The organism is Amycolatopsis sp. cmx-11-51, assembly GCF_047608665.1.
In the GTDB taxonomy this organism is placed as follows: domain Bacteria; phylum Actinomycetota; class Actinomycetes; order Mycobacteriales; family Pseudonocardiaceae; genus Amycolatopsis.
Map to the genome: position 1 here is coordinate 32,997 of NZ_JADNQO010000011.1, position 15,551 is coordinate 48,547.

At 68.1% G+C, this 15,551-nt stretch carries 17 protein-coding genes; 11 read left to right on the plus strand and 6 right to left on the minus strand.

The genetic code is table 11. From position 1 onward, the window contains the following. The first annotated feature begins 24 nt into the window (after positions 1-24). Entirely contained in the window at positions 25-486 is a 462-nt protein-coding gene (locus ACM6LU_RS29225; RefSeq protein ID WP_414941004.1) for a GNAT family N-acetyltransferase, read from the plus strand. Here ACM6LU_RS29225 and ACM6LU_RS29230 read toward each other — a convergent pair. Continuing rightward, positions 464-1,417 (minus strand): helix-turn-helix transcriptional regulator, encoded by a 954-nt coding sequence (locus ACM6LU_RS29230; RefSeq protein ID WP_414941005.1) that lies wholly within the window; start codon positions 1,415-1,417, stop codon positions 464-466. The genes ACM6LU_RS29225 and ACM6LU_RS29230 overlap by 23 nt on opposite strands. A gap of 62 nt (positions 1,418-1,479) precedes the next feature. On the opposite strand from ACM6LU_RS29230, the gene ACM6LU_RS29235 reads away from it, so the two are divergent. The 3 genes from ACM6LU_RS29235 (at position 1,480) to ACM6LU_RS29245 (ending at position 4,024) form a co-directional block, all read left to right on the plus strand. Beyond that, entirely contained in the window at positions 1,480-2,616 is a 1,137-nt protein-coding gene (locus ACM6LU_RS29235) for an epoxide hydrolase family protein (protein ID WP_414941007.1), read from the plus strand. Continuing rightward, complete coding sequence (locus ACM6LU_RS29240; RefSeq protein ID WP_414941008.1) at positions 2,616-3,701, plus strand: winged helix DNA-binding domain-containing protein; 1,086 nt, start codon at positions 2,616-2,618, stop codon at positions 3,699-3,701. Before ACM6LU_RS29235 ends, ACM6LU_RS29240 begins: the two co-directional genes overlap by 1 nt. Positions 3,702-3,856: 155 nt before the next feature. After that, positions 3,857-4,024, plus strand: a complete 168-nt coding sequence (locus tag ACM6LU_RS29245) for a hypothetical protein (RefSeq protein ID WP_414941009.1) — start codon at positions 3,857-3,859, stop codon at positions 4,022-4,024. An 18-nt stretch (positions 4,025-4,042) separates the two neighbouring features. Here the strand turns inward: ACM6LU_RS29245 and ACM6LU_RS29250 are convergent, their stop codons facing one another. After that, a complete protein-coding gene (locus tag ACM6LU_RS29250; protein ID WP_414941010.1) occupies positions 4,043-4,813 on the minus strand; it encodes an FHA domain-containing protein in 771 nt (256 codons plus the stop codon). A 203-nt stretch (positions 4,814-5,016) separates the two neighbouring features. Here ACM6LU_RS29250 and ACM6LU_RS29255 point away from each other — a divergent pair, with 203 nt between their 5' ends. Together ACM6LU_RS29255 and ACM6LU_RS29260 are read left to right on the plus strand one after the other, a co-directional pair. Beyond that, entirely contained in the window at positions 5,017-5,352 is a 336-nt protein-coding gene (locus tag ACM6LU_RS29255) for a hypothetical protein (protein ID WP_414941012.1), read from the plus strand. Positions 5,353-5,380: 28 nt separating this feature from the next. Continuing rightward, entirely contained in the window at positions 5,381-5,752 is a 372-nt protein-coding gene (locus ACM6LU_RS29260; RefSeq protein ID WP_026467493.1) for a PH domain-containing protein, read from the plus strand. Between the two features lie 619 nt (positions 5,753-6,371). Here the strand turns inward: ACM6LU_RS29260 and lpdA are convergent. From lpdA to pip, 4 genes are all read right to left on the minus strand, one after another. After that, positions 6,372-7,757 (minus strand): dihydrolipoyl dehydrogenase, encoded by a 1,386-nt coding sequence (gene lpdA / locus ACM6LU_RS29265; RefSeq protein ID WP_414941013.1) that lies wholly within the window; start codon positions 7,755-7,757, stop codon positions 6,372-6,374. A 51-nt stretch (positions 7,758-7,808) separates the two neighbouring features. Continuing rightward, on the minus strand, positions 7,809-8,582 hold the full coding sequence (locus ACM6LU_RS29270; protein ID WP_414941014.1) for a lysophospholipid acyltransferase family protein: 774 nt from the start codon (positions 8,580-8,582) through the stop codon (positions 7,809-7,811). A 63-nt stretch (positions 8,583-8,645) separates the two neighbouring features. After that, positions 8,646-9,053, minus strand: coding sequence for a nitroreductase family deazaflavin-dependent oxidoreductase (locus ACM6LU_RS29275; RefSeq protein ID WP_414941016.1), 408 nt, complete (start codon positions 9,051-9,053; stop codon positions 8,646-8,648). Positions 9,054-9,092: 39 nt separating this feature from the next. Continuing rightward, complete coding sequence (pip, locus tag ACM6LU_RS29280) at positions 9,093-10,055, minus strand: prolyl aminopeptidase (protein ID WP_414941017.1); 963 nt, start codon at positions 10,053-10,055, stop codon at positions 9,093-9,095. Positions 10,056-10,093: 38 nt separating this feature from the next. Here pip and ACM6LU_RS29285 point away from each other — a divergent pair, with 38 nt between their 5' ends. From ACM6LU_RS29285 to ACM6LU_RS29305, 5 genes are all read left to right on the plus strand, one after another. After that, positions 10,094-11,134, plus strand: coding sequence for a LacI family DNA-binding transcriptional regulator (locus tag ACM6LU_RS29285; RefSeq protein ID WP_414941018.1), 1,041 nt, complete (start codon positions 10,094-10,096; stop codon positions 11,132-11,134). 78 nt (positions 11,135-11,212) lie between these two features. Then, positions 11,213-12,364 carry a dihydrodipicolinate synthase family protein gene (locus ACM6LU_RS29290; protein ID WP_414941019.1) on the plus strand — a complete coding sequence of 384 codons (1,152 nt, stop codon included), beginning with the start codon at positions 11,213-11,215 and terminating at the stop codon, positions 12,362-12,364. Beyond that, complete coding sequence (locus tag ACM6LU_RS29295; protein ID WP_414941020.1) at positions 12,364-13,170, plus strand: sugar phosphate isomerase/epimerase family protein; 807 nt, start codon at positions 12,364-12,366, stop codon at positions 13,168-13,170. The genes ACM6LU_RS29290 and ACM6LU_RS29295 overlap by 1 nt, the downstream gene beginning before the upstream one ends. A 68-nt stretch (positions 13,171-13,238) precedes the next feature. Beyond that, entirely contained in the window at positions 13,239-14,723 is a 1,485-nt protein-coding gene (locus ACM6LU_RS29300) for a nitrilase-related carbon-nitrogen hydrolase (RefSeq protein ID WP_414941021.1), read from the plus strand. Positions 14,724-14,799: 76 nt separating this feature from the next. After that, positions 14,800-15,501: a response regulator transcription factor gene (locus ACM6LU_RS29305; protein ID WP_414941022.1), complete on the plus strand. Its 702-nt coding sequence runs from the start codon at positions 14,800-14,802 to the stop codon at positions 15,499-15,501. Positions 15,502-15,551 lie beyond the last annotated feature (50 nt).

Here is a 15,551-nt window from a genome sequence, read left to right on the forward strand (position 1 = left end):
GGTGTGACGTTCTAAGCTGCCGACGTGACGAGCTACCGCATCTCCAGGGCAAACGCTTCCGACGCAGGCCGGTTGACCACGCTGATGCACGAATCCGATGCCTACCAAGGGGAGTACGCGCGAATTCTCGAGGGGTACCGGATCACCGAGGACTACCTCGCCACCCACCCCGCGTTCGTCGCCCACGCGCAGCGCGAGGTGGTCGGCTTCTACAGCCTCATCGAGTATCCGGCCGAGCTGGACCTGCTGTTCGTCGCCGATTCCGCCCAGGGCACCGGCATCGGCGCCTGGCTGGTCGAGCATATGCTCGGGCAGGCCGCGGACCTCGGCATGTCCGAGATCCGGGTCGTTTCCCACCCGCCGTCCACCGGTTTCTACGAGCGGATGGGCGCGCGCCGCGTCGGTATCGTCTCGCCCCAGCCGCCGAAGATCACTTGGGAGCGACCGGAACTGGTCTTCGACGTCAAGCGTCCACCGCGCGACTGAACCGGCCGATCAGTTTGCGCAGGTGCCCGGCGAATTCCGGAGAGTCGACCAGCTCGAAGTCGGCGTCGAGCAAGCCCAGATAGAGCGCCAGGTACTCCAGCGTGTCCGCACCCGCCTTGAGCAGGCAGGTCTCGTCGTCGACGGCTTCGACCACGACGGCGGGCGGCACCTTGGCGGCGGCTTCGGCGGCCGGGACGTGCAGCCGGATCGTCGCGTGGTGCCGCCACAGCGCCGCGCCCACACCACGCTGAAGGTAAGCGACTACACCGCCTTCGGGTGGTTCACGCTGCTCGAAGCGTCGCCCGTTGGGAGTACGTGGCCGCATCCGGTCCGCGCGGAAGGTGCGCCAGTCCTGCTTGTCCGCGTCCCAGCCGACGAGGTACCACCGGCGGCTCAGGTGCACGACGCGATGCGGTTCGACCTGCCTCCGCGTCTCGGATCCGTTGTGGCCCAGGTAATCGAACCGCAGGGTCTCGCGGTCACGGCAGGCGTCGGCGATGACCGTGAGCACCTCGGAATCGACCGTGGGGCCGCCGCCCTGCACCGCGAGCGTCGCGGAATTCAGTGCCTCGACGCGGCGCCGCAGCCGCGAAGGCAGCACTTGCTCCAGTTTCGCCAGGGCGCGCACTGATGTCTCCTCGATCCCCGCGATGGTCCCGCCCGCGGCCGTACGCAGGCCCATCGCCACCGCGACGGCCTCCTCGTCGTCGAGCAGCAACGGCGGCATCGCCGCGCCCGCGCCCAGGCTGTAGCCACCGGAAACGCCGGGCGTGGCGTCGACCGGGTAGCCCAGGCCGCGCAGCCGCTCGACGTCGTTCCGGATGGTCCTGGTCGTGACGCCGAGCCGGTCCGCCAGTTCCGGTCCCGTCCAGTTCCGTCTCGCCTGCAACAAGGACAGGAGCCGCAGGAGCCTCGCCGAAGTTTCCGCCATGAGTTCACCTTGTCCGCCATTGCGGAACGAACCTTTCCGCGATGGGTTCTAGCTTAACTCTCATGACCGAGATCAAGCCCTTCCGCATCGCGATCGACCAGGCCGATCTGGACGACCTCAAGGACCGCCTGAGCCGCACCCGCTGGCCGCACGAGGTCACCGGCGACTGGAGCCGTGGCGCCCCGGTCGCCTACCTCAGGGGGCTGGCCGAGTACTGGGCCGACGGCTTCGACTGGCGTGCCCAAGAGGCGGAGTTGAACGAGTTCCCGCAGTTCACCACCGAGATCGACGGCCAGACCGTCCACTTCCTGCACGTCCGCTCGACCGCCCCGGACGCGCTGCCGGTGCTCCTCACGCACGGCTGGCCGAGTTCGCCGTTCGAATTCCGGAACGTCATCGACGAGCTGAGCACCGAGTTCCACCTGGTCATCCCGTCGCTGCCCGGCTACGGCTTCTCGACGCCGGTGCGGGGACCCGGCTGGGGCAACCTGTTCCGCGTCGCCCAGGCGTGGACCACGCTGATGGATCGCCTCGGTTACGAACGCTTCGGCGTCCACGGCACCGATGCCGGCGCCGGGGTCGCGGGCATCCTGTCGATGATCGCCCCGCATCGGGTGACCGGCGTGCACCTCACCGGCACCAGCGCCGGCATGCCGTTCGGCGAGGGCGTCGACCTGGACGGCCTCGCGGAGAAGGACCGCGAACGCGGCGAGCGCTTCAACAAGTTCCAAACCAACGGCCTCGGGTACCTGCACCTCCAGGCGACGCGACCGCAGACGCTGGCCTATTCGCTGAACGACTCCCCCACCGGCCAGCTCGCGTGGATCGTGGAGAAGTTCGCCGAGTGGACCGATCCGGCCAAGGAACTGCCGGACGACGCCGTCGATCGCGACCACCTGCTGGCCTTGGTCAGCCTGTTCTGGTTCACCGGCGCGGGCGCCTCCTCCGCGCACGCCACGTACGAGGGCATGGAGGTCTATCGGCAGCTGTCCCAAGGTGGCTGGGACGACGGCGGCGAGGCGCCAACCGGACCGCCACGCGGCATCGCCGTCTTCGCCGCGGACACCACGATCCGGAGCCTCCAGGACGGTCCGCTGGATCACTGGTCCGAGTACGACACCGGTGGCCATTTCCCGGCGATGGAGGTCCCCGAGCTGCTCACCGAAGACCTCCGCACCTTCTTTCGCGGGCACCGCTGATGGCGACGGAGACGCTGAGCCCGCGTGCGCTCAACCGCGCGACCCTGGCCCGGCAGCTCCTGCTGGAGCGCTCCGACCTGCCCGCCGTCGCCGCGATCGAGCACCTGGCCGGCCTCCAGGCGCAGGCGCCCGACTCGTCCTATGTGGGACTGTGGTCGCGGCTGCGGGACTTCCGGGTGGACGACCTGGCGAAGCCGCTGGTCGCCCGCGAGGTCGTCCGGTCGACGTTGATGCGGGGAACCGTGCACCTGGTGACGGCCGAAGACGGCCTCGCACTGTGGCCCACCATCAAACCGGTGGTCGAGCGCGGTTTCCTCGGCCACTACTCGCGGGAGGTCGCCGGGCTCGACCTGGCCGCGATCGCCGAAGCGGGGCGGCGGCTACTGGCCGAGCGGCCCCACACCCGCCCCGAGATCCGGACGGCCCTGGCGGACCGGTGGCCCGACGCCGATCCCGCCGTCCTCGCCTACGCGGTCAACAGCCTCCTTCCGCTGGCGCACGTGACACCGCGTGGCCTGTGGGGACAGCGCGGCCCGGTCGCGTTCTCCCTGCTCGAAGACTGGATCGGCGAGCCGATCACGGACGGCGTCTCCCTCGACGACCTGGTGCTGCGCTACCTCACGGCGTTCGGCCCGGCGACCGTCCGGGACGCGCGGATCTGGTCGGGGCTGACCAAACTCAAGGAGGTCTTCGAACGGCTCCGGCCGCGGCTGCGCACTTTCACCGACGCCGAGGGGAAGGAACTGTTCGACGTCCCGGACGCTCCACGACCCGATCCGGAGACCCCCGCTCCACCCCGGTTCCTGCCCGAGTACGACAACGTCCTGCTTTCCCACGCCGATCGCGCGCGGGTGATCCCCGACGGCCGCCGCGTGCCGTTGCCACCGGGTAACGGTGGCCGCCGGGGCACCCTGCTCGTCGATGGCGATTTCCTGGCCGTTTGGGCGATCAAAGAGGCGACTCTGACGATCGAATCGCGGAAACCGTTGCGAGATCAGGATTTGATCGCCGAGGAAGGCACACACCTACTGGAATTCGTGGTGCCGGGCGAGAGCCATGACGTACGTTTCGGCATCGACGGGTAACGGTCCGGCCTTTTGCCGTAACGAGTGGTGGCGTTCGGGCGAAGCATTGCCTCAAGAGCCTGAAGGGAGCGGGCCATGGGCAAGAACTACGGATTCATGACGGTGCTGGCGGGGCTGAGCGCGCTCGCGGTCATCGCGGTGGCGGCGGTCATGCGGTGATCGGCACGGTGGTGGGCGCGTTCTTCGGTGTCAACGCGGCATCGGCGGGACGCGTGAAAGCCGAGGAAAGCCGGGACCAGGCGACGGCCGCACTGGTGAAGGTCGCCGGCGAAGCGGACAGGGGCAGCGACGTCGCGAAGGCGGCGATGGAAGGCGTCAATTGACCATCCTCAGTGGACTGATCAGCCCAGCGCGTCGAGCAGGACGAGGTCCGGCGGGACGAGGGTGGTGGAGAGCACCAGTTCGCGCAACAGGTTGTCGTTCAACGCGTTGCCCACCGGTTCGCCGACTTCCTCGCGCCGGAGGCCGTAAACACCTCCGGCGGACAACCGCGCCCGGACGTCGATGACGATGTGCTCGACGCGGCGGCTGGTCCACGTCTCGTCGGGGCGGAGTTCACCGAGCACCACGGCCGTCTGCCGGCGGGACAGTGGCTGCGGGTTGAGGTCGTGCAACAGGTAGCGCTGGCCAAAGACGACCAGGACCAGGCGTTCGTCCGCGCTGAGGCGCCAGCGGCGGGGCGGCACGGTGACGTCACCGTGCCGGGTGGCGGGCTGCCCGCCGTCAGGACCGGCGACGTACAACTCGAGCAGATGTTCACGGCGGCCCGAGCCGCGGACGAACAGCGGTGTGTAACCGTCGGAGAGAGGAATCGGCTCCTCGCCCTGGGACAGCCACCGGGAGTTCGGCAGGCGGATGGGCAGCTGGCCGGTGTTGCTGACCCACCAATGCCCGCCGGTGAAATTCAGCAGCCCGTGCCTGCGGCTGACCTGCAGGTCGTTCTCCCCCACACAGACGTCGACCTGCGGCCGGTTGCGCCCGAACGAGATCTCGCCGCCCTCGCCGGGATCGACGGAGACGCCGCCCGCGAGCGTGAGGGCGAACACCGCGCCAGGAGCCGACCGGGGCACGCCGAGCGCCAGGCTTTCGTGTGCCGTGGTGAGCCGCTTCATCGTGCCTCCTCCTGTCCCCGGCAGTATGCGAGCCGCCGCCGGGGAGGGGTCCCGGTGGCGTCGCTTAGGTTCAGCCTATGTCTACTCTGCGTGTGGCCGGCTTCCTGCTCGTGTCCGCCGCGGCCCTGGCCGGCTGCGGATCCGAGCCTCCGGCCGCTTCGCCGCCTGCGTCTTCGCCCACTCCTGTGTCTGCACCTTCGCCTGTGCCGTCTTCGATCGCTCCGCCGTCGTCGTCGGGCATCGCCCGGCCGGACGGCCCGCTGGTCGCCGCCGACGGCACCGACCTCAAGGCATGCCGGGACGGCGACTGCGAGGTCATCCTGAAGCCGAAGGACAAAATCGCCTTCGAAGCCCGGCTGCGTGTCACCCACATCGCGGTCGATTCCGTGTCGGCCGACGGTGTCACCCTCTCGGCCGCCCTCCCCAGCGGTACGCGATCATCCTTCAGCGGCAGCGCCGGAGCGACGAACGGAATCGCCTACACGGTGAACGCGGTCAAGGACGGCAAGGCGGTCGTGAAGTTCACGCCCAAGGCCTGATCCGTCGGAATTCCGTACTGTGGGAAGCATGATTGACTTCTCCAAGGACACCGTCTTCAAGCTCACGCCGTGCAAACCGAAGGACATCGCGCCGACGGTGCAGCCGATCATCATCCCCGGGGAAGAGATCATCTCGTCGTTCAAGGCGGTGCGCGACTTCGTGGTGTTCACGAACAAGCGGCTGATCGCGGTGAACGTCCAGGGCATGACGGGCAAGAAGAAGGACTTCACTTCGCTGCCCTACAACCGGATCCAGGCGTTCTCGATCGAAACCGCGGGCACCTTCGACCTGGACGCCGAGCTGGACCTTTGGTTCAGCGGGCTGGGAAACGTACGACTGGAGTTCCGGGGCTCGGACATCCGGGCGATCGGCCAACTGATCGCCACCCACACCCTTTAGCTCCCCCGCAAGTAGTCGACTACTTGCTTGGTCGGCAAGAGGGAGGGCGTTGGGTCCGGCGGGTCGCGAGTTGGCATGCGTGTCGCGTGCGGACGGACCTGACACTGGCATTGCCTACCTGCCCGAGAGCTGACGATGTAGGAATTGGGACGTCCAGTGTCCCAATTCCTACATCGTCGCGAGGCTACTCCGGTCCGGACCTTGGTCAACGGAAGATCGGGGACACTCAACGTCCCGATCCTCCGCTGATCAACCCCGACACGGCTGAGCGGGGAAGATTCAGGACGTCGAACCTGGATCCACCGTCGGATGTTGTTGGTTTGTCGTGTCGTGGGCGCGCAGATGCCCTCTGGCTTGGGATGATTGTTCTTGCGAAGGAAAATGATCCACTGAGCGAGAGGGCATCTGCTGGATGCGATTGTCTCATAGTGCCGGCGCGGTGTCGGTGAGGTTCGATGAAGAGAATCTCGTGTCATGCGCGGGGATCGTGCCGGTGATGCGGCTGGCCGAAAGCGTCGGTCTGGGTGAGCTGATCGAGGAGCGGGTCGATCTGGGTTGAACGTCCTGAATCTTCCCCGCTCGCCCATGCCGCAACCGCCCTTACCGCTCACGAGGGGCACTACATGTTGATCATGTGTCCCGCCAGCCCGTGCACAGCTTCCTTCACCGCTTCCCCCAAAGTCGGGTGAGCGTGCACGTTCCGCGAAATCTCGTGCACCGTAAGGTCCCACTGCTGCGCCAAAGTCAGTTCCGGCAGCAGTTCGGTCACCTCAGGACCGATCAGGTGCGCGCCCAGCAACTCGCCGTGCGTAGCGTCGCTGAGGATCTTCACGAAACCGACGGCCTCGCCGAGTCCGTGCGCTTTTCCGTTGGCGGAGAAGGGGAACTTCGCCACCTGGACGTCGAAGCCCTTTTCGCGGGCCTGTTCCTCGGTCCAGCCGAAGCTGGCGATCTGCGGCTGGCAGTAGGTCGCGCGCGGGATCATCACGAAGTCGAGTTCCATGGTCTCGGCGCCCGCGATGGTCTCGGCGGCGACGACACCCATGGACTCCGACGCGTGCGCGAGCATCAGTTTCGCGGTGACGTCGCCGATCGCGAAGAGGTGCGGGACGTTGGTGCGGCCGCGCGAGTCGATGGCGATGGCGCCGCGCTCGGTCAGTTCCACGCCGGTCTTGTCCAGACCGTATCCTTCGATCCTCGGCTGGAAACCGATGGCCTGCAACACCTTGTCCGCTTCCAGGACGCGTTGCTCGCCGTTCTTCGACACGGTGACCAGGACCTGCTCGCCGGTGTCGTCGATCGTTTCGACCTTGGTGGAGGTCAGCACCTCGATGCCGAGCTTCCGGTAGCGGCGCGCGAGTTCGGCGGAGACCTCGGCGTCTTCGAGCGGGACGATACGGTCGAGGTATTCGACGATGGTCACCTTCACGCCGTAGTTGTGCAGCACGTAGGCGAATTCGACGCCGATCGCGCCCGCGCCGGCGATGACGATGCTTTCCGGCAGCTCGTTTTCCATGATCTGCTGTTCGTAGGTGACCACGCGGTCGCTGCGCGTGGTGCCCGGCAGCAGGCGCGCGCTGGCACCGGTGGCGATCACGCAATTGTCGAAGGTGATCCGCTCGCCGTTGACCTCGATGGTGTTGGCGTCGAGGAACGTGCCGTGCCCGTCGTACTCGGTGATCTTGTTCTTCTTCATCAGGAAGTGCACGCCCTTGACGCGACCGTCCGCGACCTTGCGGCTGCGGTCGAAGGCGGCCTGGTAGTCGAAGGTGACCTGACCCTCGACCTGGATCCCGAAGGTTTTCGCCTCTTTGGTCACGATGTGCGCGAGTTCGGCGTTACGCAGCAGTGCCTTCGAGGGGATACAGCCGACGTTCAGGCAGACCCCGCCCCAGTATTTCTCCTCCACGACCGCCGCGCTCAGCCCCAGTTGCGATGCCCGGATCGCCGCCACGTACCCGCCGACACCGGCCCCCAGGACAACGACGTCATAGTGTGCACTCATACCTCGAAACCTACTCTTCACCGGGACGGTCCGAAGGGTGAGACTGCCTACTCAAGCGGGCGGCCGCGAGCCCCGGATCTCGACCAGCAGGTCGGTCACCGCAGCCATGATCCGCTCGGTCACCTCCTCAAGCACCTCACGCGACGGCGAAGGCGTCACGAGGTCCGAAAGGTCGACCGGAGGACCCGCGACCAGGTTCACCGTCTTGCGGGGGAATCCTCGTGGCAGCACGGCGTCGGACGGCAGCAGATGGTGCGTGCCCCAGTTCGCCAGCGGGACCACCGGGGCACCGGTCTCCAGCGCGATCCGCGCGATCCCGGTCTTGCCGCGCATGGGCCACCCGTCCGGGTGATCCGTGAAGGTCGCCTCCGGGAAGATGACGACGCATTCGCCCTCACGCACGGCACTGACGGCGTCGCGGTACGCGCCCGACGCCGTGGGCGCCCCGCGGTGGACCGGGATGTGCTTGCCCGAACGCATCACCGAGCCGACGACCGGCGCGCCCCACAGGCTCGCCTTGGCCAGGTAGCGCGGCACACGGCCGTGCGCGAGGCAGTACGCCGTCACCGTCGTCGGATCGGCGAACGAGAGGTGGTTCGACGCCACCAGGAAGCCACCCGTGGCGGGCAGGTGCTCGCCGCCGCGTACCCGGAACCGGGTGAACAGCACCAGGAACGGCCACACGAGGTTGATCGCGAGGCTGAACCAGAACCCCCGGCCGGCGCGGGCGAAGCGCCGGCCGAAGGCGATCATCCGGCGAAACGTGAGCAAGTCACCCGAAACGGGGGTGAGCGCGGTCCAGCGTTCACGGGGTCTCAGCACCATGGACGTAATTCGTAGCCGAACCCGCTCCTCTTCGGCTGAAACCACGCGTGAACGCGGCGCGGATCACACGCGTTCGAGGACCACCACGGGGATCTCACGGTCGGTCTTCTTCGCGTACTCGTTGTAGTCCGGCCAGACGGCGGCCAGCTTCTCCCACAGCTTCGCGCGCTCCTCACCTTCGATGGTGCGGGCCCGCGCGGTGAACTTGTCGGCCTTGACCTGGGCCTTGACCTCGGGGTTCGCCTGCAGGTTCTTGTACCAGCCCGGGTCCTCCGGCGCACCGCCCTTCGACGCCACGATGACCGGGTTGTTCTCGTCGTCGAACTGGTAGATCAGCGCGAACTTGCGGTCCTCGCCGGTCTTGCGGCCCTTGGTGGTGAGGATGAGACAGGGGGCGCCCTTCTCCCAGTCGTGGCCCACCTCGCCATCGGTCTCTTCGTAGCGACGGACGTGCTCGTCACCGAAAAGCATGTCTGCGTTCCTCTCCTCGTCCTGGGTGTACCGGCGCACTCAGTTTGACGCGAACCGGTCGGTCGTGCTGATCAACTCGTGCAGGGTGCCGGGTTCGTCGAACGCGTGACCCGAGTCGCCGACCATCACCAGTTCCGCGCCGGGCAGTACCTGGCTGAGCTCCCAGGCGGTGATGGCCGGGGTGACCACGTCGTAGCGTCCCTGGACCAGAACGCTGGGAATGCCCCGGAGCTTCCCGGCCTCGCGGAGCAGCTGATCCTCGGCCAGCCAGCCGCCGTGCCGGAAGTAGTGGTTCTCGATCCTCGCGATCGCGAGGGCGAACGAAGGATCGCTGAACGCGTCGATCACTTCCTCCTGCGGGCGCAGTTTGACCGTTTCGCCCTCCCAGCGGCTCCACGCGATCGCGGCGGGCTCGTGCACCGCCGGGTCCGGATGGTGCAGCAGTTCGTGATACACCTCGATCAAGTTCTCCTGGCGGCGCGGAAACGGCACCGGGGCCAGGAAACGCGCCCACGCCTCGGGGAAGAGGAACGCCGCTCCCCCGCCGAAGAGCCATTGCAGTTCCTTCACCCGCAACGTGGCCACACCGCGGAGGACGAGTTCGGTGACCCGCCCGGGATGCGTTTCCGCGTAGGTCAGCCCGAGCACACTCCCCCACGAACCGCCGAAGACCATCCAGTGTTCGATATCGAGATGCTCGCGCAACCGTTCGATGTCGGCGACGAGGTGCCAGGTCGTGTTGACCGAGAGATCCGCGTCCGGAGTGGCGCAGTTCGGCGTGCTGCGCCCGCAGCCGCGCTGATCGAAAAGAACTATCCGATACCGCTCGGGATCGAACAGTCTGCGATGTCTCGCGTTCGCCCCGCTTCCGGGGCCACCGTGGAGGAAGATCACGGGTTTGCCCGCGGGGTCGCCGCATTCCTCCCAATAGATCTCATTGCCGTCACCGACAGGCAACATCCCTTGGACGTAAGGTTCGATTTCCGGGTAAAGGCCGAGCATATCCGCCACTATGCCCCAAACGTCAGCTTGGAGGATCGATGAAGGCCCGCCCCCACGTGACGCTGGAAGATGTGGCGCGTACCGCGGACGTGTCGCTCGCGACCGCGTCCCGCGTCCTCAACGGCACCGCCACCGTCCGGGGGGATCTCCGCGAACGGGTGATCGCCGCGGCGGCCGACCTCTCCTACACCCCCAACGCGCACGCTCAGGCGCTGGCCGGTGGCTCACAGCCGACCGTCGGGGTGATCTGCCACGACGTCGGCGACCCGTACTTCGCCGCCATCGCGGGCGGCATCATGCGCGTCGCGAGTGAGAACGACCTCCTGGTGATGCTGGCGAGTACGTTCCGCGACCCGGCCAAGGAGGTCGCCTACGTCTCCACGCTGCGCGCCCAGCGCGCGTCGGCGATCCTGTTGATCGGCTCCGCCTTCGAGGACAAGACGTGGGAGAAGGCGATGGCCGCCGAACTCGAGCCGTACCGGCGCGGCGGCGGCCACGTCGCCGCGGTCAGCAGGCACCGGGGGCTCAAAGTGGACACCGTGCAACCCGACAACCGGGGCGGCGGCGCCGAACTGGCGAAGGCACTGCTGGACCTGGGACACCGGCGGTTCGCCGTACTCACCGGGCCGAGGAGCCTGACCACGGTCGTCGACAGGCTCGACGGTTTCGCGGCGGAACTGCGGGAGCACGGCGTCGAACTCCACGAGGACGATGTCGCCGAGGCGGCGTTCACCCGCGACGGGGGCTACGAGGCGATGGAGAAGGTCCTCGCCCGGCCGCGGAAGCAGTGGCCGACGTGTGTGTTCGCGGTGACCGACGTGATGGCGATCGGCGCGATGGCGGCACTGCGCGACGCCGGGGTCTCCGTGCCCGGTGAAATGTCGATCGCCGGTTTCGACGACATCCCGGTAGTGCGCGATCTCACGCCGTCGCTGAGCACGGTCGCGCTGCCGCTGGAAAAGCTGGGTGAACGGGCCATGGACCTGGCACTCAAGGCCTCCCCCGGCACGCGGCCTCGAGTCGTGCGGATGTCCGGCGAGGTCGTCCTGCGCCTCAGCACCGCCGCTCGCCCTCGCTGAAACCCTTGTGTGCGGCCCATGAGGTGACTTACCGTGGCACGAGAAAGCGCTTTCTCAACCCCGCGCCACGGAGACCCGATGACCTTGATCGCCCTGCCCACCGCCGACGGCGGACTGGTGGAGTGGACGCCGCGAGGGGCGGAAACGCCCGCGAAACCGGCATCACCTCCGACCTCCCGGATCGCCTACGCGGCCGCACACGTGGTGGCCGACCCGCTCGCCGCCGCCGATCCCGAAGAAGGCGCGGTCCTGGACTGGGACACGACACTCGCCTTCCGCGAGCACCTGTGGTCCTGCGGTCTCGGCGTGGCCGAGGCGATGGACACCGCGCAACGCGGGATGGGCTTGGACTGGGGCAGGATCCAGGACCTCATCCGGCGCACCGGCGCGCTCGCCGACGGGCGGCCGTGGGTCGCCGGGGTCGGCACCGACCAGCTCCCCGGCGGCGACGCCACCGCGGCGTCCATTGTGGACGCCTGGCGTGAGCAGCTGGACCTGGTCGGCGAGGCCGGGGCGATCCCGGTCGTGATGGCCAGCCGGGCACTGGCCGCTTCGGCGTCCGGCCCCGAGGATTACCACGCCGCGTACGGGAAACTGCTCTCCGGCGCGGACCGTCCGGTCCTGCTGCATTGGCTGGGCGAGCAGTTCGACCCGGCACTCGCGGGCTACTGGGGCCACGGCGACGTCCGTGAGGCCGCCAAGGAACTGGGCAGGCTCTGCACCGACCACGCCGGCGCGATCGCGGGCGTCAAGGTTTCGGTGCTCGACGCGTCGATCGAGACCGAGTTCCGCCGCGCGCTGCCCGAAGGCGTCGTGTGCTATACCGGCGACGACTTCAACTACCCGGAACTGATCGCCGGGGACGAGCAGGGCCACAGTGAAGCACTTCTGGGTATCTTCGACGCCGTCGCCCAGGTCGCCGGCGCCGCGCTCGCGCGGCTCGACGAAGACGACACGGCCGGATTCCACGACCTGCTGGACCCGACGGTGGCGCTCAGCCGGGCGATCTTCCGCGCCCCCACGAGGAACTACAAGACCGGCGTCGTCTTCCTCGCCTATCTCAACGGGCACCAGGATCACTTCCGGATGGTCGCGGGCCGCGAGTCGGCCCGGTCCATCACGCATCTGGCCGAACTGCTGCGCCTGGCGGACACCGCCGGGGCGCTCACCGACCCGGATCTCGCCGTCGCGCGGATGCGGCCGCTGCTGGCCGCGGCGGGGGTGGCCTGATGGACCGCTTGAGCCTCAACCAGATCACTACCAAGGCGTGGTCGCTGCCGGAAGCCGTCGCGGGCTGCGCCAAGGCGGGCGTCCGCTGGATCGGCCTGTGGCGGGACAAGGTCGCCGAGACCGGCGTCGAGGAGACGGCCCGGCTGCTCAAGGAGTACGACGTCGGCGTGTCGTCGTTGTGCCGCGGCGGTTTCTTCACCGGGATCACCCCGGAAGGGTCCCCTGTGGATGGTGTCGCGCAGACCCGCGAGGCGATCGACGAAGCGGCCGCGCTGGGCGCGGACGTTCTCGTACTCGTCGTCGGCGGGGTGAACGGTGACCTCGCGACGTCGAGGCAGCGCGTCGCCGACGCGGTCGGCGAGTTGGCGCCCTACGCCGGTGAGCGCGGGGTCCGTCTTGGCCTGGAACCCCTGCATCCCATGCAGTGCGCCGAACGTTCGGTTCTGTCCACTGTGGATCAGGCGCTGGCGATCGCGCTGGAGCATCCGGCCGACCAGGTCGGCGTGATCGTCGACGAGTTCCACGTGTGGTGGGACCCGCGGATCGAGGAGTCGATCGCCGCGGCGACCGGGCGGATCGCCGGATTCCACGTCTGCGACCAGAAGGTGCCCCTGACCGACACCCTGCTCGGCCGCGCGCTGCCCGGTGACGGCCCGATCGACCACCGGCGGCTGAAGACGTGTGTCGAGGCCGCCGGGTACACCGGGCCGATCGAGGTCGAGGTGTTCGACGCCGATCTCTGGCGGCGTCCCGGCGGCGAGGTCCTCGCGGAGACCGTCAGGGCGTATCGCGACCACGTTTCCTGACGAAAGTAAGGGTCACCGCTGCCCAAGGTGGGCTGCCGGGGCAGCCGCGATTTCCTACCGTTCGCGGTATGAATCAACGGCTGCTCTGGTGGCTGGGCACAGCGCTGCTCCTGCTCGCCGTCCACACCGACTGGAACGTTCCCTTCGCCGCGTGGGTATTCCCGGTCTTCCTGCTCCGCTACGCGCGGCGGGCGCCCATCCGGCGCGCGGCCCTGATGGTCGGGCTCTCCCTGCTGATCGGGCAACTTTTCTGGCTCGGTGTCACCGGGCTGATCTTCGTGCTGCCGGCGCTGCTCGCCTTCACCCTGCTGGTCCTGCTGCAGACGACCGCGTTCGTGGCCGACCGCCTGCTCGCCGAACGCGCCGGACCGCTGAGGACCCTGGTGTTCCCGGCGACACTGGTGGCAGGCGAGTACCTCTTCACCCTCATCACCGGATTCGGGGACTTCGGTGCGCTCGGCAGCACCCAGTCCGGGAATCTGCCGCTGCTCCAGGCCGCGTCGGTGACTGGCGTGTACGGCCTCACCTTCGTCCTCGCGTGGTTCGCCTCGGTGGTGAACACCGGTTGGGCGGAAGGGTGGCCGCGGGTCAGGCGCACGGTCCTCGTCCACGTTTGCCTGCTGGGCCTGGTGTTCGCCGCCGGTGGCGCGCGCTTGCTGTTCGACGCGCCCACGACACAGACGGTGCGGATCGCGGGGATCAGTCCATCATCCGACGCGGACCGGGCAAGTTCCGACGCACTGGAGCGGATCGGCGTGAAGTATTGGCGTGCCGAAGAAGTCAACGCGGCCGACCCGGTCGCGGTCGGTGCCGCCTTCGCGCCGATCACCGATGATCTCGTGACCAGGACACGACAGCTGGCGTCGGCGGGGGCGAAGATCGTGGTCTGGCCGGAAACCCATGCCAGAGTGCTGGAGCGAGACCAGGCCGCGTTGCTGGAGCGGGTCGGCACCGAGGCGAAGCAGGCGGGTATCCACGTAGAACTCGCCTACGCGCTCTACACCGCGCAGGCTCCCCACATCCGGAATGTGGCCGTGCTCGTCGGGCCGGCCGGCGAGGTGTCGTGGACCTACGACAAGGCACATCCGACGCCGATGGAACCGATGACTCCCGGCCCCGGCGTCGTGCCCACCGCGGATTCGCCGTACGGGCGGCTCGCGACGGTCATCTGCTACGACGCGGATTACCCCGGCCTGATGCGACAGGCCGCGGACAAGGGGACCGCGCTGATGCTCGTCCCCGCCAACGATTGGCCGGGATTCGGCTCACTGCACGCGGAAAAGGCGGTGTTCCGCGCGGTGGAAAACGGTTACTCGATCTTCCGGCACTCCACGCACGGAAATTCCACAGCCGTGGACGGTCAGGGCCGGGTACTCGGGAACGCCGACCACGCCCGGACCGATCAGCAGACGCTCCTCGCGGATCTGCCGGTACAGCCGCGAACACAGACCGTGTACGGCTCGATCGGCGACGTGTTCGCCTGGCTGTGCCTCGCCCTCGCCGCCCTCTGTCCTTTATGGACGTACAGCCGGAAGCGCACAGGCAACCGTTAGCGCCCTGTTACAGAAAGGGTGGCGTTCGTAACGTCTTGGCCGAAAAGAACAGCGTTCAACGGTTAAGCTCCCCCGCATGCCGAAACTGCTGGTGGTGGAAGACGACGACGCGATCGGCGGCGTCCTCGAATCGACCCTCCGCCTGCACGGTTACGAGGTCTCCTGGAAACGCGACGGCCGCACCGCGCTCACGGCGGCAGCGGACGGCGACATCGATTTCGTCCTGCTCGACCTCGGTCTGCCGGATCTGGACGGGGTCGAGGTCTGCCGTCGGCTGCGCGCGGAACTCCCCGGCGCCGTTCTGGTCATCCTGACCGCCAGGCAGGAGGAAATGGACGTCGTCGTGGGCCTGGAGGCCGGGGCCGACGACTACCTCACCAAACCCATCCGCCTCGGCGAACTGCTCGCGAGAGTGCGGGCGCACCTGCGGCGCGGGACGGCCCCGCCGGAAAGCAGGCCCGCGATCGCCATCGGGAGTCTGCGGGTGGACACCGCCGGACGCCGGGTCAGTGTCGGCGGACGGGAGATCTCGTTGCGGGCCAAGGAGTTCGACCTGCTCGCGCGGCTCGCCGAGCAGCCGGGTGTCGCGGTCAGCCGGGACACCCTGATGTCGGAGGTGTGGGACGCGCACTGGTACGGCTCCACCAAGACCCTGGACGTCCACATCGCCGCGCTGCGGCGGAAACTGACCGAATCGGCGCCCACGCCCGAGCAGGCGCCGCGGATTTCGACGCTGCGCGGCCACGGCTACCGCCTCGAACAACCCTTCGAGACGTGATCGGACGGGCATCACCCGTGACTGGATGGACATCACGGGTGATGCCCGCT

Coding starts and splice junctions, on each gene's coding strand:
- ACM6LU_RS29230 (WP_414941005.1), bottom strand. CDS start 1,417: ATGGCGGAAACTTCGGCGAGGCTCCTGCGGCTCCTGTCCTTGTTGCAG.
- ACM6LU_RS29235 (WP_414941007.1), top strand. CDS start 1,480: ATGACCGAGATCAAGCCCTTCCGCATCGCGATCGACCAGGCCGATCTG.
- ACM6LU_RS29240 (WP_414941008.1), top strand. CDS start 2,616: ATGGCGACGGAGACGCTGAGCCCGCGTGCGCTCAACCGCGCGACCCTG.
- ACM6LU_RS29250 (WP_414941010.1), bottom strand. CDS start 4,813: ATGAAGCGGCTCACCACGGCACACGAAAGCCTGGCGCTCGGCGTGCCC.
- ACM6LU_RS29260 (WP_026467493.1), top strand. CDS start 5,381: ATGATTGACTTCTCCAAGGACACCGTCTTCAAGCTCACGCCGTGCAAA.
- lpdA (WP_414941013.1), bottom strand. CDS start 7,757: ATGAGTGCACACTATGACGTCGTTGTCCTGGGGGCCGGTGTCGGCGGG.
- ACM6LU_RS29270 (WP_414941014.1), bottom strand. CDS start 8,582: ATGGTGCTGAGACCCCGTGAACGCTGGACCGCGCTCACCCCCGTTTCG.
- ACM6LU_RS29275 (WP_414941016.1), bottom strand. CDS start 9,053: ATGCTTTTCGGTGACGAGCACGTCCGTCGCTACGAAGAGACCGATGGC.
- pip (WP_414941017.1), bottom strand. CDS start 10,055: ATGCTCGGCCTTTACCCGGAAATCGAACCTTACGTCCAAGGGATGTTG.
- ACM6LU_RS29285 (WP_414941018.1), top strand. CDS start 10,094: ATGAAGGCCCGCCCCCACGTGACGCTGGAAGATGTGGCGCGTACCGCG.
- ACM6LU_RS29290 (WP_414941019.1), top strand. CDS start 11,213: ATGACCTTGATCGCCCTGCCCACCGCCGACGGCGGACTGGTGGAGTGG.
- ACM6LU_RS29295 (WP_414941020.1), top strand. CDS start 12,364: ATGGACCGCTTGAGCCTCAACCAGATCACTACCAAGGCGTGGTCGCTG.
- ACM6LU_RS29300 (WP_414941021.1), top strand. CDS start 13,239: ATGAATCAACGGCTGCTCTGGTGGCTGGGCACAGCGCTGCTCCTGCTC.
- ACM6LU_RS29305 (WP_414941022.1), top strand. CDS start 14,800: ATGCCGAAACTGCTGGTGGTGGAAGACGACGACGCGATCGGCGGCGTC.